Below are 26449 nucleotides of genomic sequence, written 5' to 3' on the forward strand. Positions count from 1 at the left end.
GAAACCTCCACTCGGGTCTTTCGTTTGCATACAGTTCGATGGGCGTTGCCATATGCCTGTCAGGCGTTGTCGCCCAGACCGAACAGCCGTTCGATGATATGGTCGTCGCCCTCGAACGGCACGTGCTTGTTGTGTTCCTTGATCCAGCGCTCGTCGCCCTTGCCGATGATCAGGATCACGTCGAAGCGGTCCTGATGCGCGCGGGCGTCGTACACGGCGCTCATGATGGCGGTGGGACGGTCGGAGATGACCGTGGAGGCGACGTCCTTGTTCGTGATGTAGCCCTGCATCTGCATGCAGATGTCGATGAACGGCTCGGTGTCGGTGTCCTCCGCCGTGAACACGAAATTGCCGATGCGGTCCTGTGCCGCCTTGACGATCTCCTCGCGGCGGTCGTACGCCTTGTTGCCGGCCGAACCGGTGATCAACGTGATATGGGGGTGGCGACTGCCGTACCGTTCGTCCACGAAGTCCAGCAGCGCCGTGACGCTGGCGTAGTTGTGGGCGTAGTCCACGATGGCGAGCGTGTCGCTCTGCGTGTCGGTGAACTGCTCCATTCGGCCTGCGATACGGACCGATCCGAGCGCATGCAGCGCCTCGGCGTCGTCGAGCGAAACGCCGGCCGCCCGTGCGATGGTGATGGCCGCCGCGGCGTTGGCGTAGTTGAAGTCGCCGTCGATCGCCAGGTGGAATTTGCCGAGGTCGTCGCCCTTGTACGCGATGTCGAAATCGATGTGGTCGGCGTCCGCGGGGGAGGCCACCGTGTCGGCGGGCGTGCCGTCGCCGTGGCCGTCATGCAGCGCGAACGTGTCGACGTCGATGCCGTGCGCCGCGGCGTCCTCGCGCAGCAGGTCCGCGTGCATGGTGTCGGCGTTCAGCACCAGCCGGCGGCTGTTGGCAATCAGCTGGCGCTTGCAGTACAGGTAGTCCTCGAACGTGGGGTGCTCGATGGGGCTGATATGGTCGGGGGAGATGTTGAGGAACGCGCCGACGTCGAACGTCAGACCGTGGACGCGGTCGACCTTGTACGCCTGCGACGAGACCTCCATGACCAGATATTTCATGCCGTTGTCGACGGCGGTGCGCATCATGCGGAACGCGTCCATGGATTCCGGCGTGGTCAGGTCCGATTCCTCGTAATGTTCGCCGTCAAGGCAGTTGTCGACGGAGGAGAACAGCGCTGCCTTGCCGTGCGACGCGGCGTTGAGGATGGCCTGCGTGAAGTATGCCGTGGTCGTCTTGCCCTTGGTGCCGGTCACGCCGATCACCGTGAGCGAATCCTGCGGACGGCCGTAGAATGCCGCCGACAGCAGGCTCATGGCCTTGCGCACGTCGTCGACGATGAGTCCGATGGCCTTGGTCGTGTCCGAGTAATCCGTCTCGGCCACATAGCAGGGGAGCCCCGCCTCATCGGCCTTCGCCAGGTATTCCGCCTTGAAACGTCCCTTGCAGAACAGCAGCGTGCCCCCGTCGACGGCGCGTGAATCATAGGAGACCGCGGTGAATTCGGTCTCGGGGAGCCGTTTCGGATCGATGGTCCACATGGTGGGGGTGATGATTTCACGAAGCAGATGATGCTTCCTGAGCAGGTCTACGGCCGAAGTGAGTGTAAGGGTCATATTTTCCATAGTTCTTTCATGCGCCGATAGGTATGCATCGTTCGACATCCGTAGCCGGACGGTCACGGAAACCAACTGCCAGTCTACATCCCCGCGTGTTCGCGGATGATGCCGGTCGTGTACCGATTTGGTGAGAAAGCCTCCGACGGGGCGGGCGTCGGATGCCGTCAGTCCTCCGGGAACCAGCCCTCGGTCACGGGACGGCGTCCACGCGAGGCCAGCCACCGGTTGAACGACTCCCGCCACTGCTCGTGGGCGGCGCGCTGCCATGCCATCAGCTCGCCGAGCCGCAGGGCCGCCACGTCGGCGTGCAGACGGGTGATCGGCTCCATGAGGTCGACGGCGGCCACGGTGTCTGCGGTGGCGTCGTGGAAGTCGCCGTGGGGGACCACGCCGTAGTATTCCGTCGTGGCGGTGAGCGTGCGCTTGCCCTTGCGATGCGAGATTCTGCGGTCGATGACCAGTGGGTCGACGACGCGCAGGCCGGAATGCTGGCGTTCCTCGAGCGGTGCGAGCCCCCAGCGGTGCAGGTCGCCCTGCAGCATGTGCACGTCGAACGGCGCGTTGTAGGCGAGCAGCGGGATGCCCTTGTTCTGCGCGGCCGCCACGATCCGCGCAATCCGCTCGACGAGTTCGACGGGGTCGCCGCCGTTGGCCTTCAGGAACTCGTCGGTGAACCCGTTGACGCGCGAGGCCCCTGGGGAGATGGGCCGATGCGGGTCGATGAGCCATTCGCCCAGGACGTCGCCGTCGTGGCCCTTCGCCGGGTCGCGCAGCACGAGCGTCGCCGAGCAGATGGCGTCCCTGCCGGGGACGACGCCGGTGGTCTCCGTGTCGAAGCCGAGCAGCCATGACTCCGCCAGGGTGCGGTCATCGGGCTGGGAGGGCGCGTTGTCAATAGCCTCAAGCAAATCGGTCATGTACCGTATTGTCACGGCGCTGCCAGACAAATACGGCCAATCGTGAGCCGACGGTGATTCGTCGCGGTGACGGCGTGACGGTTCGGCGTGGCACAATGGAAGGCGTGGTTGATGCGAAGACTTCCGAAGAGACGGGGAACGGCACGAGACGTGCCGAGTTCGAACGGCTTGCCATGCCTGTGGTCGACGGACTCTACCGGCAGGCCATGAAGCTCACCAACAATCCCGACGACGCGCAGGACCTGGTGCAGGACACCTTCGAGCGCGCGTACAAGCATTACGGTTCGTTCAGGCAGGGCACGAACTTCGCCGCATGGATGACCACCATCGAACGCAACCTCTACTTCAACCAGTACCAGAAGGCCAAGCGGCGTCCGCAGCGGGCCAACGACTCGACCGGCGAATACGACGACTGGGACATCTACTCCGCGTCCGAGCACAGCTCCGAGGGGCTCAAGTCCGCCGAGGAGACGTATCAGGACGCGTTCGCCCCCGAGGAGATCATGGCCGCGCTGAACAAGCTCAGCCCCGAACGCCGGCAGGTGTTCATCGACGCGGCGATCGACGGCAAGTCGTACCAGCAGGTGGCGGACGAGCAGGGGGTGAAGATCGGCACGGTGATGAGCCGTCTCAACCGTGCGCGGGCCCAGCTCAAGCAGGAGCTCGCCTCCTATGCGAGGGAGCGCGGGTATGTGGCCGACGCCGGTCGGAGGAGACGGTCGGTTTCACCGAACGCGAACGGCGGCGGGGCCCATCCGGGCGATAATGGAGACGGAACCGCCACAGGCGGCGGTACCGGGAACAAGAACGACAGGAAAGGGAAGCGATGATGAACGGGCATGTGGAACGCCATACCAGCGTGAGCGTCTCCGGCGACGCTTCCGGCGCCATACGACGCACCGTGGTGGAGGAGACGGTCATCAGCGTCGACGACGACGCCTCCACGTCCACGGCGCCCGGAACAGACACGGACGGCTGTTTCGACATCGACACGTGCTGCGATGCGCGGGAGAAGGCGATGATCGAGGCGTTGCGCGCCTATCTACGACCGGTCAACGCCCCGGAATGCCTCATCGAACGGCTTCACCGCTGCATCCAGTCCGCCGCCCAGGAAGGAGCGGCCCATCCCGGCCCGCAGCGGTGACGGATGCGCCAGGCATGGAAAAAGGCCCCATGGAATCTCGCGAAAGCGAAAATCCATGGGGCCTTCGAGCTTGATGAAGCCTGAGAAAATCAGGCGTTCGGCCTCTTGCCGTGGTTTGCAGCCTTCTTACGGCGGTCACGACGCAGACGTCCGCGCTTGCCCATGTTGGACTCCTTTACTTTGATAGATAAGCCTTGTGGATTATCTCACACATCGTTTCAGAATACAACTCGGGGCGGAAAACGTGGAATCAGAGTTCGGAGGCGCTGATGAACAGCTTCGTCTCGCTCGTCTCACCCGGCTTGATGACGATGAGGTCCTTGCCGGTGTTGAAGGCGTTGGCGTAGGCGGTCTGCGGCTCGACGGCGGTGCCCGCCGGGTGCTTGAACGCCGGGAACTTCGTGCCGGTGCACACCTGGAAGGAGGTGACGGTCTCGTCGCCGCCGACCTTGATCTGCAGGCCGTCGGGACGGGTGAACGTCGCGTGGACGCCACCGTCGGCGTCGCGGTGCAGGTCGGTCCAGGCGTCGTCGAACGGCTGGTTGACGAGCAGCGGGTTGTCGCGCAGGTCGTACTTGGTGCCGTCCACGGCCTCGGTGCCGGTGGGGATGAGGTTCTCGTCCACGGTCACGTGCGTGTCGGCGGGGACGGTCAGATGGCACTGAGCGTTGTGGCCGTCGATCTCGTCGCCGTAGCCGTTGAAGCCGTTGTCGAGCCACGGGTGGATGGCCAGGGCCCACGGCGCGTTGGCGTCGCCGTTGTTGTATGCGCTCACCGTGATGTGCAGGCCGTCCTCGGCGAGCTCGTGCTTCGCGGTGACGATCACATCGAACGGGTAGCCGTTCATGTTCGGTACGCGCCACGACTGCGTGACGGACGATTCGGTGAGCTCCTCGAGCTTCCAGTAGGACCGGTAGCCGTAGCCGTGGATGGCGGTGTTCCTGTCGTGCTCGTCGATCGGCAGCTCGTATGTCTTGCCCTCGAACGTGTAGACGCCACCCTCGATGCGGTTCGGGAACGGGACGAGCAGCTGACCGTGGCAGCAGGTCACCGGGTCGTCCGGTCCGAGCGGCACGATGACGTTCTTGCCCTTGTAGGTCACCTTGCGCATGGTGGCGCCCAGCTCGGTGATGACGGCCTTGTAGTCGCCGTAGGAAATCGAATACTGCTGGCCGGTGCGCGGAGGCAGGTTCTTTGCCATGATCTCATCACTCCCATAGTGAATCGTGTGTGTTGAACGAATGGTATCGTCATCGCCCAAGTCTACCCCGTCGAATCCTGATGTCCTACTATGTTATGAGTTCGTTATGCTGGGCTCTCATGGAAGGCGGCGGTATGGGAAATCGAATCGTTCTGGCCGATCCCCGGGGATTCTGCGCGGGGGTGGACCGGGCCATCCAGACCGTGGAGACGATTCTGCGGACCTCCGACGGATCGGCGCTGCCCGAGGGCGTCCCGCCGGTCTACGTGCGCCGCCAGATCGTGCACAACCGGCATGTGGTGGGCGACCTCGCCGCGCAGGGCGCCGTGTTCGTCGAGGAGCTGGACGAGATACCCGACTCGGCCGTCGAGCACGGCGTGCCCGTCGTGTTCTCCGCGCACGGCGTATCGCCGGCCATCCAGAAGGAGGCTCGCCGGCGCGGCATGCACGTGGTGGACGCCACCTGCCCGCTGGTGAGCAAGGTCCACCGCGAGGTGCTGCGCTATGTGCGCGAGGGCTACGAGATCGTCTACATCGGCCACCGCGGCCACGACGAGGCGGTCGGCGTGGTGGGGGAGTCCCCGGAGCACGTGCACCTGGTCGAACATGCCGACGACGTGGCGGCGCTGGACTTCCGGCCGGATACGAAGCTCGTCTATCTTTCCCAGACCACACTGTCCATCGACGAGACCCGCACGGTCATCGAGGCGCTGAAGACGCGGTTCCCGTGGATCATCGAGCCGCCGAGCTCCGACATCTGCTACGCCACGCAGAACCGCCAGACCGCAGTGAAGTCCGTGGCCGAGCAATCCGACTGCGTGGTCGTCGTCGGATCGGCGAACTCCTCGAACTCCGTACGGCTCATGGAGGTCGCCGAACAAGCGCTCGCCGGTCGCGGCCACGCCCACCGCGTGGACGACGCCGGCGAACTGGACCCGGCGTGGTTCGACGGCGCCGGGACGGTCGGCGTCACCTCGGGCGCATCCGTGCCCGAGGAGCTGGTGTCCGGCGTCGTGGACGCCCTGCGCCCGCTGGGATACGACGAGGTCTCCTATGTGACCACCACGAAGGAGCGGATGCATTTCGTGCTGCCGGCGGAGCTGCGCAAGGCCTCGCGGTAGGCAGGCTGCGCCGGCGGCCGTCACGAGGCGGCGGTCACCAAGTGGCGGTCACCAGGTGGCGATGGGGGCGGTCACGGCGTCGAGCACGGCGATGAGGTCATGCGGGTCCACGCCGATGCTCAGCCCCCGCTTGCCTCCCGACACCAGAATCTCCTTGAACTCAAGCGCACCCTCGTCGAGCACGGTGCGGTGACGGGTCTTCTGCCCCAGCGGCGATATGCCGCCGACCACGTAGCCGGTCTGCCGCATGGCCTTCTTCGGGTCGGCCATCGCCGCCTTCTTCGCCCCCACGGCCGCGGCCAGGGCCTTCATGTCGAGGTGCCCGCTCACCGGCACCACGCCGGTCACCAGCTCGTCGCCGGTATCGGCCAACAGCGTCTTGTACACCTGATGCCGGTCGAAACCGAGTTTCTCCGCGGCCTCGATGCCATAGCCGTCGTCCATGTGGTCGTTCGAATGCTCGTACTCGTAGAGGCGGAACTCCACGCCCGCACGCTCCAGCTGCAGCGTGGCCGGCGTGGACCCCTTGCCCTTGTCATGCTTCTTCTTGCCCATGACCACCAGTAATACTCGCGGCCGCGAACCTTGGCGGCCGCGACGGCGTTACCGGCCCAGCGCGCGCACGAATCGCGCCACGTCGGCCGGCTTCATGTCGGGCAGATAGCTCTGCACCACGGCGAGCGCGATCTGCGGCAGCTTCGCGGAATCCGGGTAGGCGACGTACACGCCCTCCTCATGAGGCTGGAACTTTCTCTTGAACCGGAACAGCGAATGGAACCCATACACCGGCTCGATGATGTCGGCCACGGCCATGAGCACATGCTGGAGGAACGCGGCGCCGGATGGCCTCCCCTCCATCGCCATCACGGATATGCCGGCGAGCGGCGCGGCGGAAAGGCTCATGAACCCGGCCCCCTCGTCGCGCAGACGTTCGGCCATGCGTGCGATGAGGAACTCCATCACACCGTTGGGACTGTCGTCGCGATGACGCATGAAGTCGAGGGTCCAGCCGACGATCTCGCCGTCGCGCCATGTGGGCAGCCAGCTGGTCACGGCCTGTACGACGCCGTCGGCGTCAGCGGCGTACAGCAGCCGCACACGCGGGTCCATAAGCTCGTCCACGCCACCGAGCGTGAACCTCATCTCCGGCAGCGACTTCTCCTCCGCCCATTGCTCGGAGATGTCGACGATCTGCGTCTGCACGTTCAACGGGGCCTCGTCGAATGTGCACATCACATCGGTGATGCCCACGCGCTTCGCCTTGTTGATGGCGGTGCGCACGTCCTGCCATTTCCTGCCGCGCGTCTGCCATTCGGCGGGGGAGACCACCATCTCGGTGCCGATGTCGAGCGAGGAGAACCCCATGGCGGCGAGCTCGTCGCGCTGATGCGCATGCACGCTGTAGAACACCGGCGTCCATGAGTGTTCGGCGCAGAACATGGCGAACCGGGACAGGTCGTCCGACCATTCGTCGCGCTCGCCGAACGGGCCGGTCACGGTCAGGGCGATGCCGTAGGCCACGCGGTAGGCGATCGCCGAACGCCCGGACGGCGAGAACCAGTAGCGGTTGCCGTCCCACGTGCCCATGAACGACATCGATTCGCCGTCGCGTTCCACCAGTGCGGAGGCGCGGCGACGCTCCTCGAGCCCCTCCATGGCGTTGTCGGTGAGGCACCAGAACGCAGCCACGGTCATGACGGCCCAGAACACCGGCCCGATGCCCTGATAGACGATCGACGTCACCGGCGTGGTCGGCAGGAAGTACGGTTGGATGCCGTTGAGGAATCCGATGGGCAGGAACCGCTGCGGCAGGTCGGCGAGCAGCATGGCCGGCGTCGGCGCGACGGTGAATCCGTAGGGTCTGGTGACGCCGACGACGAGATAGGCTCCGCATAATGCAAGGAACGCGACGACGACCAGTCCGGTGGATTCGAGAATCCGTCCTCGTCTGGTGGACAGCGGGAAGCATCGACGGAACAGGCAGACCAATATGACGCACGCCAACGGCAATGTGGCCGTGGCGAACGCGGCACGCACCGCCCCATGCGCGATCAGCGCGCGAAGACCATCGGGGGACTGGGCGATGGGCAGCATGAAGCAATAGACCAAGGACAGCGCCACCGTGCAGGCGTTGAGCAGCACGCTGAGCACGGCGGCCGTGCGCCGTCCGCGATACAGACCGTAGGCCACGACGAGCATGAGCAGCAATGGCAGCACCGACACGATGACGCCCCCGGGCATGGAGACGCGCTGCACGCGATACTGCAGGAAGCAGTCCGCCCGCCCGGCCCCCGACAGGCACTCGTGCAGACGTGAGTAGTCAATTCGGTTCGGGCCCAGCAACAGGCCGAGCGTGGACAGCGGGCCGCGGTGCATCGGCGACGCCAGCGCCACCAGCGGGCCGAGCGCGCAGACGGCGCAGAGCACACCCACCATCTTGCGCGCCTCCAACGCGGTGATGTGCGGCCGTGGTCCATCCATATCCCGCGGATCGTCCCCGTCGGATTCCCCGTTCCCATCCCCATCCGCGTTCGTGGCAGAAGCCCGTACGGCGGCCGGCGCCATGAGATAGCCGAGCAGATGCCCGAACGCGGCGGCGAAGGCGATGCAATAGTCGCCCGGCTCCCCGCGATACAACACGAACGCCGCCACAATGGCATACGTGACCACGCGGATGCGGCGCCGCCACATCAGCGACGAGAAGGCGCTCGCCGCCATAAGCGGCCCCACGGCCAGCGTCAATGGCCCCAGCACATAGCCGAACCGGACCAGCGTTCCCCACGCGGGGGAGTGGCCGTTGACCATGACGCTTACGCCCATGCCGGCGGCGATGCCGCCGAGGGAGCACAGCAGCGCGATCCACATGGTCTTGGCCGCGCCGAACCGAGACTCGGATGCGGAGCCGGCGGCCAGGAGCGCCGGCACGTCGATGAGCAGCCGCAGCGGATGGGCGACCAGCGTCAGCGAGAACGGCACGACGTAGAGCATTCCCGCGGCGAGACGGCTGTAGCTGATGCGTCCGAACGACGGCGGGAACGCGTGCCCGCCCAGCATGCTCCAAGCCGCGAGGGCGATGTTCGCCAGCAAGACGAACGCCGTGAACGCCACGGTCAGCGGATGCGCCCGCACCCATGCCGCGGCGTCCTGCATGATCGGCTTCCAACGTGTCATTGCTTCCTCCCTGTATCGTGTGCTGCGGCCGTGACGGCCATGATGCGAATATTCGCCGACGCGACGATCCGTCCGTCGGACTCGTCCGACAACCCCATGCGCGCGCCGAGCCTGCCGAGGCCGGCCTCGAACGCCTGCCTCACGGCGTGCCAGTCGTGCCCGGTGTCCGCCACGGTGAAGGCGGTGACGTCCATGCCGATGGACTTCGCCACCGGCGCGATGGCGCCGATGTTCCTGATGGATTCGGTATCCAGCTGCCCGGAGGCCATGATGAGCAGCTGATTGGAATGACCGCGTGAGCGCATGATGTCGATGGGCACGTGGCGGCGGTAGGCCGCCGGGTCGCCGTTGAAGAACTCCCGGATCATCGATTGCTCACTGCCGTTGTGCGGTCCGAGCTCGGAACCCACGGTGAACATCGAGCCATAGCGTTCCGGGTGGCTTGGCCCGAGCTGTACGGAGCAGGTGCCGCCCTGCGAGAACCCGCCGATCGCCCACTGCCGGGCGTCATGCGACACCGGCAGGTTGCTTTCGGCCCAATCGGTCACATCCTGCGTCAGGTATGTCTCCACGTTGCCGTACTTGGTCGAATCCACGCATAGCGTGTTATGCAGGGGGTTGCCCAGCTGGTCGACGGAGACCACGATGGGCGCCAGCCCGTGATGCCGTGCGGCATAGGCGTCGAGGACGTCCGCCAGCCCGCCCGCCAGGAACGTGCGGTCGGGGCTGCCCGGCTGTCCGGAGAGCATGAGCATCACCGGCAGCTTCGGCGGCCGTGCCGACAGGGCGGCCGGCGGCAGGTACACCACCGCCTCGCGGGCGCGGAATCCCGATTTCGTGGCCGGGATGCCGACCGATCCGACCTTGCCGCGTTGGGGAATGGCCGGCAGTCCGCCGACCTTCGCCAGATGCCGCCATTGGCCCACCGTCATCGTCGCCTCGTGCAGTTCGCTGACGTCGAGACCGGAGAACGCCGAGACGCCGAGCACGCTGCCCACGGTCGGATACTCCCCATATACGGCGTTGATGTTCACGGCGCAGGACAATACGCCGACGGGCACCATGACCGCGGCGATGGCTCTGACGATTCCCGAAGACGCGACGGCGACCGCGGCAAGAGAGCCGACGACCGACGTGCCGATCGCCGCGGCCCAGACGACCTTCATGCCCAGCGAGACGCCGAACACCGTGAAACGGTCAAGCAGCCAGGCGACGACGAACCCCACGGCGAATCCCCCGGCCAGGCCGACGCAGGGCGCGATGACGGCGGCGACGCGGCGTCGGATGACGATGCGCGCCGCCGTCAGCGAGACGACGCCGGCGCACGCTAGGACGGCAAGCGCCGCCGGGGCCCATCCCGAAGCGATGTCCAAGGCCAGTAGCCATCTCAGCCAGTGCGCACGCATGATGGACCTCCCGATGCACGCGTCGGCCGGATCTCGGCCGACGGTCGGACAAACACGATAGTTCGTATGCGGGCGACGTCCATCATCCGCAGGAATGAATCGCCCGTTTGCATCGTGATGTCGCATGTCCCATGACGTCGCATGTCCCGTGGCACGAACCGTTCCGCGGCAGCCGACATGGGCAAACGCGTCGTTTTCCCGGCATATGGGATAAACAATGAACAAACTTTCAGCATAAACGCTGAAAAAGTACAGAATATCCAGTAGGATGAGAGGCGTTGGCAACAGCTGGCACAAGTATGTGAGCGTACGCATCGCGCCGTTCCCACGTTTGGGCCACTTCCATTCAGGAGATACATAAATGACAGTTAAGATTGGTATCAACGGCTTTGGCCGCATCGGTCGTCTCGCCTTCCGCCGCATCTTCGAGCTGCAGGCTCGCGGTGGTCAGGCCGGTGATATTGAAGTCGCCGCCATCAACGATCTGACCACTCCCGCCACGCTGGCCTACCTGCTGAAGTACGACAGCACCCACGGCACCTTCCGTCACGACGACGGCACGCCGGTCGAGGTCACCTCCACCGACACCTCCATCGTGGTGGACGGCAAGGAATACACCGTGTACGCCGAGAAGGACGCTAACAACATTCCGTGGGTCAAGAACGACGGTGTCGAGTACGTGCTCGAGTGCACCGGCTTCTACACCTCCGCCGAGAAGTCCCAGGCCCACATCAACGCCGGCGCCAAGAAGGTCCTCATCTCCGCCCCGGCCAAGGACGACACCACCCCGACCGTCGTCTTCGGTGTGAACCACGAGATCCTCAAGCCGACCGACGTCATCGTGTCCGCCGGTTCCTGCACCACCAACTCCATGGCCGCCATGGTCAAGCTGCTGAACGAGAAGTGGGGCATCAAGGCCGGCTTCATGACCACCATCCACGCCTACACCGGCACCCAGATGATCCTGGACGGCCCGCGTGGCACCAAGAGCGGTCGCAACCTGCGCGCCGCCGCCATCAACACCATCGCCCACTCCACCGGTGCCGCCAAGGCCATCGGCAAGGTCGTGCCCGAGGTCAACGGCAAGCTGCAGGGCCACGCCCAGCGCATCCAGGTCCCGGACGGCTCCGTCACCGAGCTGACCACCGTCCTGAACAAGGAAACCACCGCCGACGAGATCAACGAGGCCTTCAAGGCCGCCTTCTCCGACACCGATTACTACGGCTACAACGCCGATGGCATCGTGTCCTCCGACATCATCGGCGACACCCACGGTGGCGTGTTCGACCCGACCCAGACCGACGTCAACACCGTTGACGGCGTGACCCTGGCCCGCACGGTCTCCTTCTACGACAACGAGTACGGCTTCACCTCCAACATGATCCGCACCCTGCTGTACTTCGCCGAGATCTCCGAGTGAGTTTGACGCGACGGCAGTAGCTCGTAGCTGATACGAAGGCCCCGTTCCGATTGATTCGGAACGGGGCCTTCGTCATCCGTCGTCCGTTGAACGGGTCCGTAAGCGTAGGGAACGGGGCTCCCGCGATTGCCTCCGGAAGGCGGTTACAGCAGCCGGTCCTCCCATTCGGCCTGTCTGAAGCCGACGAGCACGGTCGGCTCGCCGCCGTCGGAGGACGGCACGATCAACAGCGGCCTCTTGACCAGCATCCCATCCGTGGCGAGCAGCGCGATCATCTCATCGTCGGTCATATCCGGCAGCCGGTCCTTGAGCTTCATGGCACGGTACAGCTGCCCGGACGTGTTGAAGAAGCGGCGGATCGGCAGGCCACTGGCCCGATGCCATGCGGCGAGCTCGTCCACGCCGGGATTGTCACCCTTGATGTCGCGCTCCGTGTAGGCGATGCCGTGCGCGTCCAGCCATGCACGCGCCTTGGCGCAGGTGGAGCAGCGTGTGTAGCAGATGAACAATGCCTTGGTCATGATGGTTTCTTTTCCTTCCCGTGTCGGTGTGTGGATGCGATGCCGGCCGATTATCGCGCCAGCAGATGGGAGACGTGCGTGTTGATGGCGCCGAGCGCATCCGGCCCTTCTTCCGCACGCGACGTATGCCATGTCGGCTCCGGCGCGGCGGTGGGGTAGGTGACGACCAGCGTGCCGTCCCCGACCGTGACGAGGGCGTCGACGCCGTCACGGAATTCGTTGCTGACGCCGAGGGCCCGTGTGTTGCGCAGCTGCGCGTCGTCGACCTCGTATTTCAGCCCGCGTATGGAGACATGACTCGCCGCGTCGGAGTGCGCGAACACCGACACCATACGGCCGACGCCTTGGGGAAGGCGCCATGCCGGGAACGAGAGCGTCGCGTCGGTGATCGCCGTCGCCATCATGCCGTCGCCGTGCAGGAGTCCGATTCCCGCATGCCGTGAGATCTGCGCCAGCAGCTGCATGTTCGCCAGCGTGTGATCGAGCCTGCCGCCGAGCCCGCCGAATATGTGGAACCGCCGTGCGCCGTGCGCCCAGCCGAGCTTCACCGCGGCGAACATGTCGGTGTCGTCCTTCTCGCTGGGCAGCCGCATGACATCGCCATACCGGGAGGTTTCGGCGAAATCGTCGGCCGCGGAGTCGAAGTCGCCGATGACCGCGTCCGGTGTGATGCCCAGCGGCTCCGTGTGGTCGACGCCGCCGTCGGCGGCGATCACGTAGGCGCCACGTGGAATGGCCGGAACCTCGTCGTAGTATTCTCCGGCACCGAAGATGAAACAGACGTCCAGATCCATGAATGCCCTCCCTGTGGCTATCGGATGTCGTCGGACTGATTGGGGAACATGGCCGTCAGCGCGAACGCGATGAACCGGTCCAGCGGCATGCGGTTGCTGGAGTTCAGCCAGGTGCCGATCACGGCGATCAGCCCCGCCAGATAGAACTCCTTGAGCAGTTCGCGCTCGTCGCGCGTCATCTCCACGGACTGCGTGATCCCGAGATAGCGGTCCACCAGAGGCCACAGCAGCCCCTTGAGCCTGGTGACGAACGTCGGGTCGCCGTGGTCGCTGAGCAGCACCGTCATGTATGCCGAATGCGATTTCGCCATCGTCAGGATCGTGCCGATGTTCGACGTGATGTCGATGCGCCCCTCCTGCGCAAGCATGTCGTCGATGAGGTCCCCGATGATGTTGAGCAGACTGTCCTCGATCTGGGAGAACATGTCGTGCACGTCGCGATAGTACAGATAGAACGTGCCGCGGTTGTACCCGGCGATCTCGGTGATCTCGCGCACGGTGATCTTGTCCATCGGACGGGTGCGATACAGCTTCCAGAACGCCTTGCACAGATTGGCCTTCGTCCGTTCCGTCACCTGAGGCTGCTTCTTCATCGTATGCTCCATTCCGTGTGCATGGCGTCGTCGTCCACGTGACCGTCCTCGTCGCATCGCTCAACATCGGACGGTGCCGATGTGCATTGATGGCCGGGAAAATCAACGATATCGTGATTGTATAACACAACATGATGTGTAGTGATTCATGTCCGTATGATGTCGGCGGAAGGAAACGGACGATGGCAAACGACCCACGGAACGCGATGACGCGACGGCCGGCCGGAGCCTCCGCGTTCGCGAAGGACGTATGGCGCACGATAACGCATAATCTCGGCCGGTTCCTCTCCATACTCGTCATCACGGCACTGGGCGTCACCATGGCCACGGGGCTCAGGGCCTCCTGCGTGGACCTGCGGTACAGCGCCGACACGTTCTTCGACGACCGGAACCTCCACGACATCATCGTGGTCTCGACGCTCGGCCTCACCGACGACGACGTCCTCGCCATGGCCGCCGTGGATGGCGTGGCGCAGGCGGCCGGCGTCCACGGCGAGGACGTATCCGTGACCGTGGGCGGCAAACGCGGCAAGGCGACGATGACGGCGCTGAACGACTCCGGCATCGACAGGCCCCACGTCATCGACGGACGGCTGCCGCGCACCGCCACCGAAGTCGCCGTGACCGAGCCATATCTCGCCGACAGCGGCAAGACCATCGGCGACACGCTGACGATATCCGACGCCCGATCCGACGACTCGTCCGCCGAACGGGTGTTCGCACGCCATGACTACACCATCGTCGGCACGGTCATCGACCCCACGGACGTCAACAACAGCGCGGGGGCGACGGCGTTCCGCAGCAGCGCATCGGCAACGGACTACGGGCTGTTCGTCGATGAATCCGCCGTGGACCCCGACATGCGCGACACCTACACGAGCGTGGCCGTCATAGTGGACGGCGCCAGGAATCTCCAGACCTACGACGACGCATACCGGAACCTCATCGACACTGCGGAACATCATCTCGACACCATCCGAGAGCAACGCGAGCAGGCGCGGACCGACACCGTGAAAGCCGACGCCAACGCGGAAATCGACGACCGGGAACGCCAAGCCAATGACAAGATCGCCGACGCCCGCAGCAAACTCGATGCCGCGCAGCACACCCTCAACGGGCAACGCGCCCAATTGGACGCGCAGCGGGAGATGTTCACGGCGGCCTCGGGCGGCATCAGCCCGGACCAGGCCGTCCAGGCGGGAGTGGAAGGCGCCGAACAGCTGCAGGACGCCCAACGGCGGCTCGACTCCGCCCAGGCCACGCTCGACCGGCAGCGCAGGCAACTCGACGACAACGCCGCCAAAACCGCGAAAACCATCGCCGACGCCCGCGCCGAAGCGGACGACATCGCAACCGCGCAATGGTATGTCCGCGACCGCAATGCCCTGGGCGGCTACTCCAGCATCGACAGCGACGCGAAGTCCATCGAATCCATCGGCACGGCGTTCCCCGTCCTGTTCCTCCTCGTCGCCGTGCTCATCAGCCTCACCGCCATCACCCGCATGGTCGAAGAGGAGCGGCTGCTGATCGGCACCTACAAGGCGCTCGGCTACCGACGACGCGAGATCCTGCGCAAATACGTGATCTACGCGGCGCTCGCCTGCCTGCTCGGCGGGCTGCTCGGCGACCTGCTCGGATTCATCGCCCTGCCCGGCATCATCTTCACGATCTTCGAGACCATGTACCTCCTGCCCGCGTTCCTGCTGCGATTCGACTGGACGTACGGCATCGGCGCGGCCATGCTGTTCCTCGTCGTCATCGTCGGATCCGCCGTCTGGTCATGCCGCGGCGAACTGAGGGAATCGCCCGCCTCGCTGCTCAGACCCAAGGCGCCCAAGGCCGGCAAGACGATACTCATGGAACGCATACGGCCCCTATGGCGGCGCATGACGTTCCTCAACAAGGTCACCATACGCAACCTGTTCCGATACAAATCCCGGGCGTTCATGACCATCGCCGGCATCACCGGATGCACGATGCTGCTCATGTGCGGATTCGCCATCAAGGACTCCGTCACCGAACTGGCGCCCAACCAGTACGGGGGAGTCACCGCCTACGACCTCATGGCCGTCACCACGGACGACGACAACGCGGCGGCGCTGCGCGGCCTGCGGGACGATTCCGCCGTGCGCGACGTGCTCGGCGTGCGCATCGAATCCGCCACATTGTCCGCCGCATCGTCGGATTCGGCGGCGGATGGCGAGGAGACCGTGCAGCTGGTCGTGGTGCCGGACGGCGCGAACCTCGACGGATACATCCACCTGCGTGAGGCGCAAAGCGACTGGAGCGCGGCCATGGGCGGCGGCGCGAAGATCGACCTCGACGACTCCGGCGTCGTCGTCACCAAGAACGCGCAGCAGATGCTCGGTCTCACCGCGGGGCGGCGGGCCCATCTCAAGGACGCCTCGCTGCGTGGCGCCGACATGACGGTGGACGCCGTGGCGGAGAACTATCTCGGCAACTCCGTGTTCATGACGCAGCGCCTGTATGAACGGCTCTACGGCGACTACCACGCCAACGCCATGCTCGCCCACCTTGCGGGGAACGCCGACGAGCGCATACGGTTCGCCGACGGCCTCGCCCGCAGCGGCGACTACCTGTCGGTCACATCCACCGACGAGCTGGTGCGCGACTTCACCAAGAACTTCACGCTCATCAACACCGTCGTCTATGTGCTGCTCGTGCTGGCCGGGGCACTCGCCTTCGTGGTGCTGTTCACGCTTTCGACGACCAACATCTCCGAGCGCGAGCGCGAGCTCGCCACCATCAAGGTGTTGGGATTCCGTCGTGGCGAGGTGCGGCATTACGTGAACAAGGAGATGCTCATCCTCACCGGCATCGGCGTGGCCGTGGGCCTGCCGTTGGGAAGGCTCGCCGGTGAGGGGCTGACGATGGTGCTGCGTATGCCGAGCATCTACTTCGCCGTGCACGTGCATTGGGAGAGCTATGCGATATCCGCCGCGTTGGCGCTGGTGTTCGCCGTGCTGGTCACGTTCGTCACCAACCGCATGCTCGACCGCATCGACATGGTCGGCGCGCTGAAAAGCCCGGAATGATGGCCCGGCTTTCACGTGATGTTTCTCACAGACGTAAATCGTGCGTGTCCCCGTGCTCTGCGAGTACGCTGGAACCGGATGTTGAACGACGCTGAAAGGATTTGCATTATGGCAACGCTCACCGCTGAGATGAAGACCTTCATCGAGAACAACCTGGGCTGGATCGCCACCCAGAACGAGGACGGCACGCTCGACCTCGGCCCGAAGATGTCGCTGTTCGTGCTCGACGACAACCACATCGCCTACCACGAGCGCACCGCCGGCCAGGCCTACAAGAACCTGCAGGCCAACGGCAAGCTCGTCATCGCCTTCGCCAACCTGGCGGAGAAGAAGGGCTACCGCTTCCGCGGCAACGTCGTGCTGCACACCGACGACGCCATCTACGAGGAGCAGGTGAAGGTCGCCGAGGAGAAGGGCACCAAGAAGCCCGCCGCCATCCCGGTGCTCGAGATCACCGAGATCGAGGACCTCGCCTCCGGCCCGAACGCCGGCAAGACCATCGCCAAGGACTGATTCGTTCGTCCTGCCACAACGGAACGGAACCGTGGACATGCTCCCGGTTCCGTTCCGTTTTTTCATGCCTGCGGCGGGTTCCCGACCGCCCAGTCATGGATTCGTTGCGCTTCGGCGGAACGGATGGCGGAGAAGCGCAGCCGCGAGTAGCCGTTCATCACGAACAGCGGCATGACCATGGACTCCACCGCGGCCTTCCTACGCCACGCATAGCGGCGGCGACGCACATATTGGATGCGTGACCTGCACGTGATCATGGTGACGAAGGCGAGCCCCCGGGAACCGGTGACGACGATCCGGTTGTCCGGCAGCGGCGCATACCCCTCCGTGCGCCATTGCAGCAGGCGCCGGGCACAGGCGTATGCCCCGCCCAGCGCCGGAAGGATCAGCAGCCACAGCAGCCATAGCACATGGAACCACGGTCCGAAAACCGGATTGCCGGCCGGGAACGTGGCTTCGGACAGCGACGTCCCCCCGGCCGAACCGCGGAAGAGGGCCGTGATCGTCACCGCCGCCGTCAGGACGAGTGCGGCCGCGAGCGTCCACGCCACGGGCATGGCCAGGAGATACCGTCCCAGGCCCCGTGCGGTGCGGCGGATGGGAACCTCGTGCACATCCCATTCGGGCAGCATGGCGTGAAGCGTGTCGTACAGCCTGTCATCCCCGATGACGGGCAGGACGTTGCCGCGGGTGCCGGCATCGTCCCCGCTCTCCTTGCTGCCCGGCGTGGTGAGACCGACCTGCACCGAGCTCAGCCGCAGCATCCGGCGTAGCGCCGACCGGCGGATGATGATGGTCTGCACCCGGTGCACCGGAATGGTGACGGAGCGGCGGGTGAACAGACCACGGACGATGACGAGGTCGTCTCCACGACGCCACACCTCGAACCGGTGATACAGCAGCAGCGACTTGATGACGCTGACGACGAGCATCGACGCCAATACGGCCGCCGCCACCATGACGGCGGCCGTGACGCTGCCGGCGGCGTATCGGAAGACGGCGTATTCGGCCTCGTCGACCATGCCCGAGGGCAGCAGGTCGCCCAGATTCTGGGCGAATCCGTAGATCACGGCCAAGGCGGCGAGGAATCCCAGGTCGGTCAGGGCGAACAGCACGGTGTCGCGCGTCGAGGCGCGGAACACCAGCCGTCCGGCGCCGGCGTTCCCGGTTGCGGGGGAGGGGGCGGATAAGGAGCGGGAGGGCGCGGATGGGGAGACGGCGCGGCCGGCCGTGGAATCCGTCATATCCGTCGCCCGCGCGCGCAACCGTTCCAGCTCCCCGGCCAGCCGTGCCGGAACCGCGGTGAGCACGATGGACGAGCCGTCGGAGATGCCGCCCGAGTCGATGGTGATGCCGGCCAGCCCGAACGGCCTGAAGAACACCGGGACGTTTACGTTGATGGTGTGGATGTGGTCATAGGGGATGGTCGTGACGACGGTGTTGAACACGCCGGTCCGCAGGGCGACTCCGTCGCTGCCAAGCCGATAGCGTCTTCTCGTCCACAGGACGACCTGCCGCAGGACCGTCGCCGCCACGGCGAGCGTGATGAGCGTCCAGACGACCCAGCGCGGCGGATGGATCCATGCGACGAGCACGAGCAGTGAGACGATTGTGCCGAACAGGGAACGCACCCGTTCCGTGATGTCGATGACCAGCGCCAGCGGGTGGTTTCGATGCCAGATTCCGCCGGCCGCCGGGGCGGCGTGTCCGTCGTGTCCGTTCCCGCCGGTCATACGTCGTCCTTCGAGGCGAGCACGCGTGCGCTGATCTGGTCGACGATCGTCGCGGCGTCCGCGTCGGTCAGCGCGGGAATCTCATGCTCGCCCACGGCCGTATGGATCTCCACGGCGGTCAGGCCGAACCGCCGCAGCAGCGGCCCCTGCTTGGTCTCCACATGCTGCACGCGGTTGTAGGGGATGGTCGTGGTGTCGCGCAGCAGCCATCCCCGGTGCAGCATCACGTCGTGCTCGCCTATCGAATACCGGTTGAACGCGTAGGAGTATGTCGTACGCAACGGCTGGGTGACGAGGTCCAGCAGCAACAGTGCCGCGACTGAACCCAGCACCAGACAATGCCAGATCGACCACCAGGCCAGAACGCGGCATATCAGCGCCGCCGACACGCAGACGGCCATGCCCGCACCGTCCCTCGACAGGGCCCGCAGCAGCCACACCCGTTTCACCGAGGCGGGCAGGCTGTGCCATCGCCGCTTCATGCCGACACGTCCACCATTGGCCTGGGTCATCGCATCCTCCTTCGACACGTTCAGCGTAACAGTCCGAGGCGCCGTCGCGCATCGGGTGGCGTTGGTATGCTGAGGGCGGTACGCACAACGGAGGAGTTTCCCATGGCGCAGCAGATCAAAGCCGTGTTCTTCGACATCGACGGCACCCTGACCAGCTTCACGACGCACCGGGTTCCGCAGTCCACCAAGGACGCCATCGAGGCGTTGAAGGCCAAGGGAATCAAGGTGTTCATCGCCACGGGGCGCGCGCCCTCGCAGATGAAGATCGTCACCGGCCGGCTCGGCATCGAATTCGACGGCTACATGACCATGACCGGCCAGTACTGCTTCGACGACGATGGCTTCCTCAAGACGCACGACATCGACAAGACCGACCTGCGCATCTTCCTCGACTATCTGGCCGCACATCCCGAGGTCGGCGCGAACTTCGCCGAGGAGGACTACGTGTACTTCAACCAGATCACGCCGAAGATCCGGGAGCAGTACGCCGGTCTCGGCGCCACGGCGCCGTCGCTGGTCATCGACGACGTCCGCCGTGTGTTCGACCATCCCACCTTCCAGTTCTCCGCGTTCGTGGACGAGGACGAGGAGGCGCGAATCGTCGCCATGCTGCCCGGCTGCCGGTCGGTGCGCTGGCATCCCTCGTTCTGCGACTTCATCCCCGCCGACGGCGGCAAGCCGGCCGGCATCAGGACGTTCATGGAACTCTACGGATTCGCCCGGGAGGAGACCATGGCGTTCGGCGACGGCGGCAACGACGCCGACATGCTCGCCTACGCCGGCATCGGCGTGGCCATGGGCTCCGGCGGCGACAAGGCGAAGGCCGCCGCCGACTACGTCACCGCCGCCGTGGACGACGACGGCATCCTCAAGGCGCTCAGGCACTTCGGCGTACTCTGAAGGCCGATAAGGCGCGGCGGCAATCGGCGGATCAGTGGATGCAGGCCTCGATGTTGTTGCCCTCGGGGTCGTGCACGAACGCCGCATAGTACGTCGGCCCGTAGTTCGGGCGCGGGCCGGGTTCGCCGTTGTCGGTGCCACCGGCCGCAAGACCCGCCTTGTGGAACGCCTTGACGGCCTCCTCGTCCTTCGTGCCGAACGCCACATGCACCGGCGCCGTCTCGCCGTCCGTCCGGCTCACCCACACGCTGGAGCCGTCCGCGGCGGCGAACTGCACGGCGCCGGGGAACTCCGCACCCTTCGCATAGCCGAGCGGCGCCAACGCGGCCTCGTAGAACGCGGCCTCCCTATCGAAATCCTTCACCTTGATGGTCAGATGGTCGATCATGATGGTTCTCCTTCCTCGTCGATGGAACAACTCACGTCTCATTGTAGAGGCGAAACGCATGACGGAGCCGTACGCCGGCGGCATAATGGGGAAGTCGGAAACCAGATACAGGACGGGCGGGAAAGACCATGAGGAAAACCGAAGCGAAGGAACGGCCGATACTGAGATCGAAGACCTTCCTCTACGTCACCGAGTTCTTCTCCGGCATGGCGGTCATGTCGGCCGAGCTCGGCGCCTCGCGCCTGCTCGCGCCGTACTTCTCCAGCTCGCAGATCGTATGGACCATCATCATCGGCACCATCATGATCGCACTCGCCCTGGGCGCCGTGTTCGGTGGACGATGGGCCGACCGCAACCCCGACCCCGACCGCCTGTACCTGCGCATCCTCGCCGCCGCCGTATGGATATCGCTGATCCCGCTGGTCGGCAAGTACATCATCCTGCTCGTCTCCGGCCTGCTCATCGTCACCGTCTCCACGGACTTCCTGGTCATCGCCGCGTTCGTCAGCTGCATGGCCATCTTCGTGCCGCCGCTGTTCCTGCTCGGCACCGTCACCCCCGGACTCAACAAATTCGCCACCGACTCGCTCGACGACAACGCGTCCGTCGTCGGCCGGCTCTCCGCCTGCAACACCGTCGGATCCATCCTCGGCACGTTCCTGCCCACGTTCGTCACCATCCCCGCGGCCGGCACGTTCGTGACGTTCCTCATCTTCTCCGGAATGCTGCTCGTACTGCCGCTGGCGTACTTCATCGCCGCCCGGGCGCGGCTCGTCGTCTCGGCCGTCTCCGTCGTCATATTCGTCGGCAGCGCCATCGTCTCGCCGCTCACCGGCTTCGCGTTCTGGGAGAACAAGGCGACCCTCGCCTACGAAGGCGAATCCATCTACAACTACCTGCAGGTCAAGAACCTCGCCGACCGCACCATACTCTCCACCAACGTATTGTTCGGCGTACAGTCCGTCACCATGAAATCCGAAGGACTCACCGGCATGTACTACGACACCGCGCTCGCGGCCCCGGCGCTCGCCGACCACGCCGATTCGGCGCTGATCCTCGGCATGGGCACCGGCACCTACGCCCGCCAACTCAAGAAGTACTATCCGAAGATGCGCATCCAGGGCGTGGAGATCGACGGCAGAATCACCCAACTGGCGGGGGAGTACTTCGACGAGCCCGCCGACATTCCCGTGAGCACCTACGACGGCCGCGCATGGCTCGCCGCCAGCCGCGACACATACGACGTCATCATGGTCGACGCGTACCAGGACATCACCATCCCGTTCCAGATGAGCTCCGACGAGTTCTTCTCCATGGTGCGCAGGCACCTCAACCCCGGCGGCGTGATGGTCGTCAACATGAACATGATCTCCGACGGCCAGGGGTCGATCAACGAGGCGCTGCAGACGACCATCGCCAACGTGTTCAACGGCGCCTGCCGTGTAGGCACCACATACACCGCCGACGTGCCCGGCACGACGAACCGTGAACTGTTCGCCAAGGCCCCCACCGCAAGGGAGACGAGGAAATTCGCCCGCCCGGCGACGTCATGCGACGACTCATGGCGCAAAACCGGCGGCATCGACACGGTCGGCGAGCCGGTGACCAGCACGATGCTGCGCGACACGAAGGCCGAATCGCTGGTCGAGACCACGCTGCGACGCACCGGCGACCAGGACCTCGCCGCATACATGGGCGGGGTCGCGGGCAGGATGAGCGCCGTGCGCGACCCCTCGTCCGACTTCGGAGACCAGTCGCTCATCCTCACTGACGACAAGGCGCCCGTCGAGCTGCTCGGCATGAAGGCCATCGACCAGCTCATCGCCGAACAGGCCGGACCATACCGTACGATCCTCAGGGAACAGGGCATCCAAGGACTGCTCAAGGCCGTGCGGTAGGCCGGCGGCGGCCGACGCCGTGTCATGCTGACGCGACATGCCGGTTGCGTATCGGAAAAACCGTGGTATTATCTTCAAGGCTTGAGTAATCAAGAAAGTGGAGAAATCCCACCTGGAAGCCTCTTATGGTTTCGGGTCCAAGGCATACAGCCTTACGAGAGGCATCTCGTATGAGGGGGCGGAAGCTCCTGGGGAATTCGTATGATGGCCGTTTGCGGTCTTGCACATTCCTGAGCATGTGATTCACGTGCGCGCTGTAGTTTCGGACGCAGATAGGATTTCGCCGGGCAATAGGGAATGGAGTCATCATTAGCGCCGAACCACGTATCAACGAAGAGATTCGCGTACCGCAAGTACGCCTGATCGGCCCGAAGGGCGAGCAGGTGGGCGTCATCGCAACCTCGGTCGCGCTGAATCTGGCGCGTGAGGCCAGCCTCGACCTCGTCGAGGTGGCGCCGAACGCCAAGCCGCCGGTGGCCAAGCTTATTGACTACGGCAAGTACAAGTACAACGAGAAGATCAAGGCGCGCGAGGCACGTCGCAACCAGAGCACCGCCGAGATTAAGGAGATTCGTTTCCGCCTGAAGATCGACGACCATGACTTCGACGTCAAGAAGGGTCATGTGGAGCGCTTCCTCTCCGGCGGCGACAAGGTGAAGGTCACCATCATGCTGCGTGGCCGCGAGCAGTCCCGCCCCATCGGCGGCGTCGAACTGCTGCGTCGCCTTGCCGACGAGGTCTCCGAACTGGGCACCATCGAATCCCAGCCCCGTCAGGACGGCCGCAACATCATCATGGTGCTCGCCCCGAAGGGCAAGAAGGTGCACACCCAGTCCGAGCAGCGTCGACGCGGCGCCTCCGCCCATGCCGAGCGACAGGCCCGTCAGGCCGCACGCCTGGCGGCCAAGAAGGAAGCCCAGGCCGAGGCCGCGGCAGTGGCCAGCGCTGAACTGAAGAACTCTTCCTCGAAGAACACCACTCACAAGGAGGGCAGCAATGCCGAAGATGAAAAGTAACTCCGCTGCATCCAAGCGCGTCCGCGTCACCGGCACGGGCAAGCTGATGCACGCTGGCAGCTCCATGCGCCACAACCTCGAGCACAAGTCGGCTCGCGTCCGTCGCGCCCTGAAGGCCGACAAGGTCCTCGCCAAGACCCAGACCGCGAACCTGAAGAACATGCTCAACCACTGATCCGTGGGTTGAACGCATACAAGACGTATTAGAAAGCTGAGGAAATAACATATGGCACGTGTAAAGCGCGCAGTCAACGCCCACAAGAAGCGTCGCGTCGTTCTCGAAAGGGCCTCGGGCTACCGTGGCCAGCGTTCCCGCCTCTACCGCAAGGCCAAGGAACAGCTGCTGCACTCCTTCAACTACAACTTCCGCGACCGCAAGGCCCGCAAGGGTGACTTCCGCAAGCTGTGGATTCAGCGCATCAACGCCGCCGTCCGCGCCGAAGGCATCACCTACAACCGCTTCATCCAGGGTCTGCGCCTGGCCGACATCGACCTGGACCGCCGCGCCCTCGCCGAGATCGCCGTCTCCGACCCCGACACGTTCAAGACCATCGTGGAGGCCGCCAAGGCCGCCCTCCCCGAGGACGTGAACGCCCCGGTCAACGCCTGATAGCGTTTCCCGATATACAGGGCCGTGGATTCCCGCACATGACGGGACTCCACGGCCCTTGTGGTATCCGGGGAGACGGGGGGCGCGCGGCGGACCCGCTATGATTGCCTGATATGACCGAACTGGATGGACTTGTCGAACGGTTCCTCGCATACATCGACGTGGAACGGGGGCTCGCGAGATCGACCATCGCCGCATACCGCTCCGACCTCGGACGGTACACGGCCTGGCTGTCCTCACGGGGCATCGACGCGCCGGCCGCCATCGGCAGGCGGGACGTCGAGGACTTCGTCTCGTCGCTCGCCGGGGAAAGCGCCCGCAGCCGGGCACGACGGCTTGCGGCCGTGCATGAGCTGCACCGGTTCATCGTCGCCGAGGGCAAGGCTCCGGCCGACGTCTCCGAAGACGTCAAGGCGCCGAAAAGCCCCGGCACCCTGCCCGACGTGCTCACCATCGACGAGGTGGCGGCGCTCCTCGATGCCGCGGCGCCGCAGAAGCCCGACGACGCCGTGGGCCTGCGCGACAAGGCGCTCCTCGAATTCATGTACGCCACCGGCTGCCGCGTCTCCGAGGCCGTGGGCGCCGACCTGAACGACATCGACCTCGAATCGCATGTGGCCAGGCTCATGGGCAAGGGGTCGAAGCAACGGCTCGTGCCCGTGGGCTCCTACGCCTGTGCCGCCCTGCGCGACTATCTGGCATCCGGACGCACCGAGCTGATGGGCAGGGCGGGGACGGCCCCGGAGATGAGGGCCGTGTTCCTCAACAAGCGCGGACGCCGGCTCTCACGGCAGTCGGTCTGGGAGATCGTGCGCCTCGCCGGACGCCGGGCCGGCATCACCAGGCCGCTGCACCCGCACACGCTGCGCCACTCCTTCGCCACGCATCTGATCCAAGGCGGCGCCGACGTGCGCAGCGTGCAGGAGCTGCTCGGACACGCGTCCGTCACCACCACGCAGATCTACACGCACGTCAGCCCGCAGACCCTCATGGAGACCTATGCTGCCTCGCATCCGCGCGCACGATAGGGCCATGCCCCGCCCGATGCACGGCTGTTGTTAGCATGGGGTCTATGCCTACTGATCTGTTGGGGCGCGCATACGAGACCTTTCCCGCGCCGGAAGCTTTGGAACACCACGGACCTGCGACCATCATCGCCATGTGCAACCAAAAGGGCGGCGTAGGCAAGACCACATCCTCCATCAACATCGCCGGCGCCCTCACCAACTTCGGACGCAAGGTGCTCATCGTCGACTTCGATCCGCAGGGCGCGTCGTCCGTCGGGCTCGGCATCAACGCGAACTCCGTGGACAACACCATCTACACCGCCATGTTCAACACGTCCATGGACCCGCACGACGTCATCCACCCCACCCGGTTCCCCGACCTCGACATCATCCCCGCGAACATCGACCTGTCCGCCGCGGAGGTGCAGCTCGTCACCGAGGTCGGCCGCGAACAGGTGCTCGCCCAGGTCCTGCGGCCGCTGCGCGACGAATACGACGTCATCATCATCGACTGCCAGCCCTCCCTCGGCCTGCTCACCGTCAACGCCCTGACCGCCGCCGACGGCGTCGTCATCCCCGTCGCCGCGGAGTTCTTCGCCCTGCGTGGCGTGGCGCTGCTCATGCAGTCCATCGAAAAGGTCAAGAGCCGCATCAACCCGCAGCTGCGCATCGACGGCGTGCTCGTGACCATGTACACCCGCACCCTGCACTCCGAGGAGGTGCTGCAGCGCATCTACGAGGCGTTCCAGGACAAGGTGTTCCATACGGTCATCACCAGGTCCATCAAACTGCCCGACGCCACCATCGCCGCCGCGCCGATCACCATGTACTCCCCGCAGCACAAGACCGCCAAGGAATACCGCGAGGTGGCGCGTGAACTCGTGGCCCGCGGCGTGGTCCGCTGAC

The 26449-nt window shown here is 65.2% G+C and carries 26 protein-coding genes; 13 read left to right on the forward strand and 13 right to left on the reverse strand.

Annotation, left to right across the window (positions count from 1 at the left end; genetic code table 11):
- Positions 1-59 precede the first annotated feature (59 nt).
- Together KIH77_RS00850 and KIH77_RS00855 are read right to left on the reverse strand one after the other, a co-directional pair.
- Positions 60-1619 (reverse strand): UDP-N-acetylmuramoyl-L-alanyl-D-glutamate--2,6-diaminopimelate ligase, encoded by a 1560-nt coding sequence (locus KIH77_RS00850; protein WP_219099197.1) that lies wholly within the window; start codon positions 1617-1619, stop codon positions 60-62.
- Positions 1620-1786: 167 nt separating this feature from the next.
- Positions 1787-2539, reverse strand: coding sequence for an exonuclease domain-containing protein (locus KIH77_RS00855; protein ID WP_219099198.1), 753 nt, complete (start codon positions 2537-2539; stop codon positions 1787-1789).
- Between the two features lie 173 nt (positions 2540-2712).
- Here KIH77_RS00855 and KIH77_RS00860 point away from each other — a divergent pair, with 173 nt between their 5' ends.
- Both KIH77_RS00860 and KIH77_RS00865 read left to right on the forward strand, forming a co-directional pair.
- Positions 2713-3369 carry a sigma-70 family RNA polymerase sigma factor gene (locus tag KIH77_RS00860; protein ID WP_236024380.1) on the forward strand — a complete coding sequence of 219 codons (657 nt, stop codon included), beginning with the start codon at positions 2713-2715 and terminating at the stop codon, positions 3367-3369.
- The gene (locus KIH77_RS00865; protein WP_219099200.1) at positions 3366-3683 is read left to right on the forward strand and encodes a hypothetical protein; all 318 of its coding nucleotides are present in this window, start codon (positions 3366-3368) and stop codon (positions 3681-3683) included. The genes KIH77_RS00860 and KIH77_RS00865 overlap by 4 nt, the downstream gene beginning before the upstream one ends.
- A gap of 89 nt (positions 3684-3772) precedes the next feature.
- Here KIH77_RS00865 and KIH77_RS10605 read toward each other — a convergent pair whose 3' ends face one another.
- Positions 3773-3847 (reverse strand): 50S ribosomal protein bL37, encoded by a 75-nt coding sequence (locus KIH77_RS10605; protein WP_369299097.1) that lies wholly within the window; start codon positions 3845-3847, stop codon positions 3773-3775.
- Positions 3848-3933: 86 nt separating this feature from the next.
- On the reverse strand, positions 3934-4887 hold the full coding sequence (locus KIH77_RS00870; protein WP_219099324.1) for an aldose 1-epimerase family protein: 954 nt from the start codon (positions 4885-4887) through the stop codon (positions 3934-3936).
- A 131-nt stretch (positions 4888-5018) separates the two neighbouring features.
- Here KIH77_RS00870 and KIH77_RS00875 point away from each other — a divergent pair, with 131 nt between their 5' ends.
- Positions 5019-6005: a 4-hydroxy-3-methylbut-2-enyl diphosphate reductase gene (locus KIH77_RS00875; RefSeq protein WP_219099201.1), complete on the forward strand. Its 987-nt coding sequence runs from the start codon at positions 5019-5021 to the stop codon at positions 6003-6005.
- Between the two features lie 48 nt (positions 6006-6053).
- Here KIH77_RS00875 and ybaK read toward each other — a convergent pair whose 3' ends face one another.
- Genes ybaK through KIH77_RS00890 form a run of 3 tightly spaced genes read right to left on the reverse strand, consistent with a single transcriptional unit; the run spans position 6054 to position 10549 of the window.
- Positions 6054-6560 (reverse strand): Cys-tRNA(Pro) deacylase, encoded by a 507-nt coding sequence (ybaK, locus tag KIH77_RS00880; protein WP_219099202.1) that lies wholly within the window; start codon positions 6558-6560, stop codon positions 6054-6056.
- Positions 6561-6608: 48 nt separating this feature from the next.
- The gene (locus KIH77_RS00885) at positions 6609-9176 is read right to left on the reverse strand and encodes a bifunctional lysylphosphatidylglycerol flippase/synthetase MprF (protein WP_236024352.1); all 2568 of its coding nucleotides are present in this window, start codon (positions 9174-9176) and stop codon (positions 6609-6611) included.
- Positions 9173-10549, reverse strand: a complete 1377-nt coding sequence (locus KIH77_RS00890) for an alpha/beta hydrolase (RefSeq protein ID WP_219099203.1) — start codon at positions 10547-10549, stop codon at positions 9173-9175. Before KIH77_RS00890 ends, KIH77_RS00885 begins: the two co-directional genes overlap by 4 nt.
- 394 nt (positions 10550-10943) lie before the next feature.
- On the opposite strand from KIH77_RS00890, the gene gap reads away from it, so the two are divergent.
- Positions 10944-12002 (forward strand): type I glyceraldehyde-3-phosphate dehydrogenase, encoded by a 1059-nt coding sequence (gap, locus tag KIH77_RS00895; protein ID WP_219099204.1) that lies wholly within the window; start codon positions 10944-10946, stop codon positions 12000-12002.
- A gap of 143 nt (positions 12003-12145) precedes the next feature.
- On the opposite strand, the gene KIH77_RS00900 is transcribed toward gap, so the two are convergent.
- The 3 genes from KIH77_RS00900 to KIH77_RS00910 are packed head-to-tail and all read right to left on the reverse strand — an operon-like array spanning position 12146 to position 13910.
- On the reverse strand, positions 12146-12523 hold the full coding sequence (locus KIH77_RS00900) for an arsenate reductase family protein (RefSeq protein ID WP_219099205.1): 378 nt from the start codon (positions 12521-12523) through the stop codon (positions 12146-12148).
- A gap of 50 nt (positions 12524-12573) precedes the next feature.
- Positions 12574-13317 carry a thiamine diphosphokinase gene (locus tag KIH77_RS00905; protein WP_219099206.1) on the reverse strand — a complete coding sequence of 248 codons (744 nt, stop codon included), beginning with the start codon at positions 13315-13317 and terminating at the stop codon, positions 12574-12576.
- Positions 13318-13334: 17 nt separating this feature from the next.
- On the reverse strand, positions 13335-13910 hold the full coding sequence (locus KIH77_RS00910; RefSeq protein ID WP_219099207.1) for a TetR/AcrR family transcriptional regulator: 576 nt from the start codon (positions 13908-13910) through the stop codon (positions 13335-13337).
- Positions 13911-14092: 182 nt separating this feature from the next.
- Between KIH77_RS00910 and KIH77_RS00915 the strand changes: the two genes are divergently transcribed.
- Together KIH77_RS00915 and KIH77_RS00920 are read left to right on the forward strand one after the other, a co-directional pair.
- Entirely contained in the window at positions 14093-16966 is a 2874-nt protein-coding gene (locus KIH77_RS00915) for an FtsX-like permease family protein (protein WP_219099208.1), read from the forward strand.
- 108 nt (positions 16967-17074) lie between these two features.
- Positions 17075-17479 carry a pyridoxamine 5'-phosphate oxidase family protein gene (locus tag KIH77_RS00920; protein ID WP_109137259.1) on the forward strand — a complete coding sequence of 135 codons (405 nt, stop codon included), beginning with the start codon at positions 17075-17077 and terminating at the stop codon, positions 17477-17479.
- A gap of 62 nt (positions 17480-17541) precedes the next feature.
- Here the strand turns inward: KIH77_RS00920 and KIH77_RS00925 are convergent, their stop codons facing one another.
- Together KIH77_RS00925 and KIH77_RS00930 are read right to left on the reverse strand one after the other, a co-directional pair.
- A complete protein-coding gene (locus KIH77_RS00925; protein ID WP_219099209.1) occupies positions 17542-19212 on the reverse strand; it encodes a PH domain-containing protein in 1671 nt (556 codons plus the stop codon).
- The gene (locus tag KIH77_RS00930; RefSeq protein WP_219099210.1) at positions 19209-19724 is read right to left on the reverse strand and encodes a PH domain-containing protein; all 516 of its coding nucleotides are present in this window, start codon (positions 19722-19724) and stop codon (positions 19209-19211) included. The genes KIH77_RS00925 and KIH77_RS00930 overlap by 4 nt, the downstream gene beginning before the upstream one ends.
- 102 nt (positions 19725-19826) lie before the next feature.
- Here KIH77_RS00930 and KIH77_RS00935 point away from each other — a divergent pair, with 102 nt between their 5' ends.
- Positions 19827-20624 (forward strand): Cof-type HAD-IIB family hydrolase, encoded by a 798-nt coding sequence (locus tag KIH77_RS00935; RefSeq protein ID WP_219099211.1) that lies wholly within the window; start codon positions 19827-19829, stop codon positions 20622-20624.
- A gap of 31 nt (positions 20625-20655) precedes the next feature.
- On the opposite strand, the gene KIH77_RS00940 is transcribed toward KIH77_RS00935, so the two are convergent.
- Entirely contained in the window at positions 20656-21012 is a 357-nt protein-coding gene (locus KIH77_RS00940) for a VOC family protein (protein ID WP_219099212.1), read from the reverse strand.
- 128 nt (positions 21013-21140) lie between these two features.
- On the opposite strand from KIH77_RS00940, the gene KIH77_RS00945 reads away from it, so the two are divergent.
- From KIH77_RS00945 to KIH77_RS00970, 6 genes are all read left to right on the forward strand, one after another.
- The gene (locus tag KIH77_RS00945; RefSeq protein WP_236024353.1) at positions 21141-22910 is read left to right on the forward strand and encodes a spermidine synthase; all 1770 of its coding nucleotides are present in this window, start codon (positions 21141-21143) and stop codon (positions 22908-22910) included.
- Between the two features lie 290 nt (positions 22911-23200).
- Positions 23201-23926 (forward strand): translation initiation factor IF-3, encoded by a 726-nt coding sequence (gene infC / locus KIH77_RS00950; RefSeq protein ID WP_219099327.1) that lies wholly within the window; start codon positions 23201-23203, stop codon positions 23924-23926.
- The gene (rpmI, locus tag KIH77_RS00955) at positions 23907-24101 is read left to right on the forward strand and encodes a 50S ribosomal protein L35 (protein ID WP_109137245.1); all 195 of its coding nucleotides are present in this window, start codon (positions 23907-23909) and stop codon (positions 24099-24101) included. The genes infC and rpmI overlap by 20 nt, the downstream gene beginning before the upstream one ends.
- 51 nt (positions 24102-24152) lie before the next feature.
- Positions 24153-24536 carry a 50S ribosomal protein L20 gene (gene rplT / locus KIH77_RS00960; RefSeq protein ID WP_219099213.1) on the forward strand — a complete coding sequence of 128 codons (384 nt, stop codon included), beginning with the start codon at positions 24153-24155 and terminating at the stop codon, positions 24534-24536.
- Positions 24537-24649: 113 nt separating this feature from the next.
- The gene (xerD, locus tag KIH77_RS00965; RefSeq protein ID WP_219099214.1) at positions 24650-25564 is read left to right on the forward strand and encodes a site-specific tyrosine recombinase XerD; all 915 of its coding nucleotides are present in this window, start codon (positions 24650-24652) and stop codon (positions 25562-25564) included.
- Between the two features lie 44 nt (positions 25565-25608).
- Positions 25609-26448 carry a ParA family protein gene (locus tag KIH77_RS00970; RefSeq protein WP_219099215.1) on the forward strand — a complete coding sequence of 280 codons (840 nt, stop codon included), beginning with the start codon at positions 25609-25611 and terminating at the stop codon, positions 26446-26448.
- Position 26449 lies beyond the last annotated feature (1 nt).

The organism is Bifidobacterium pluvialisilvae (genome assembly GCF_019331695.1).
GTDB lineage: Bacteria > Actinomycetota > Actinomycetes > Actinomycetales > Bifidobacteriaceae > Galliscardovia > Galliscardovia pluvialisilvae.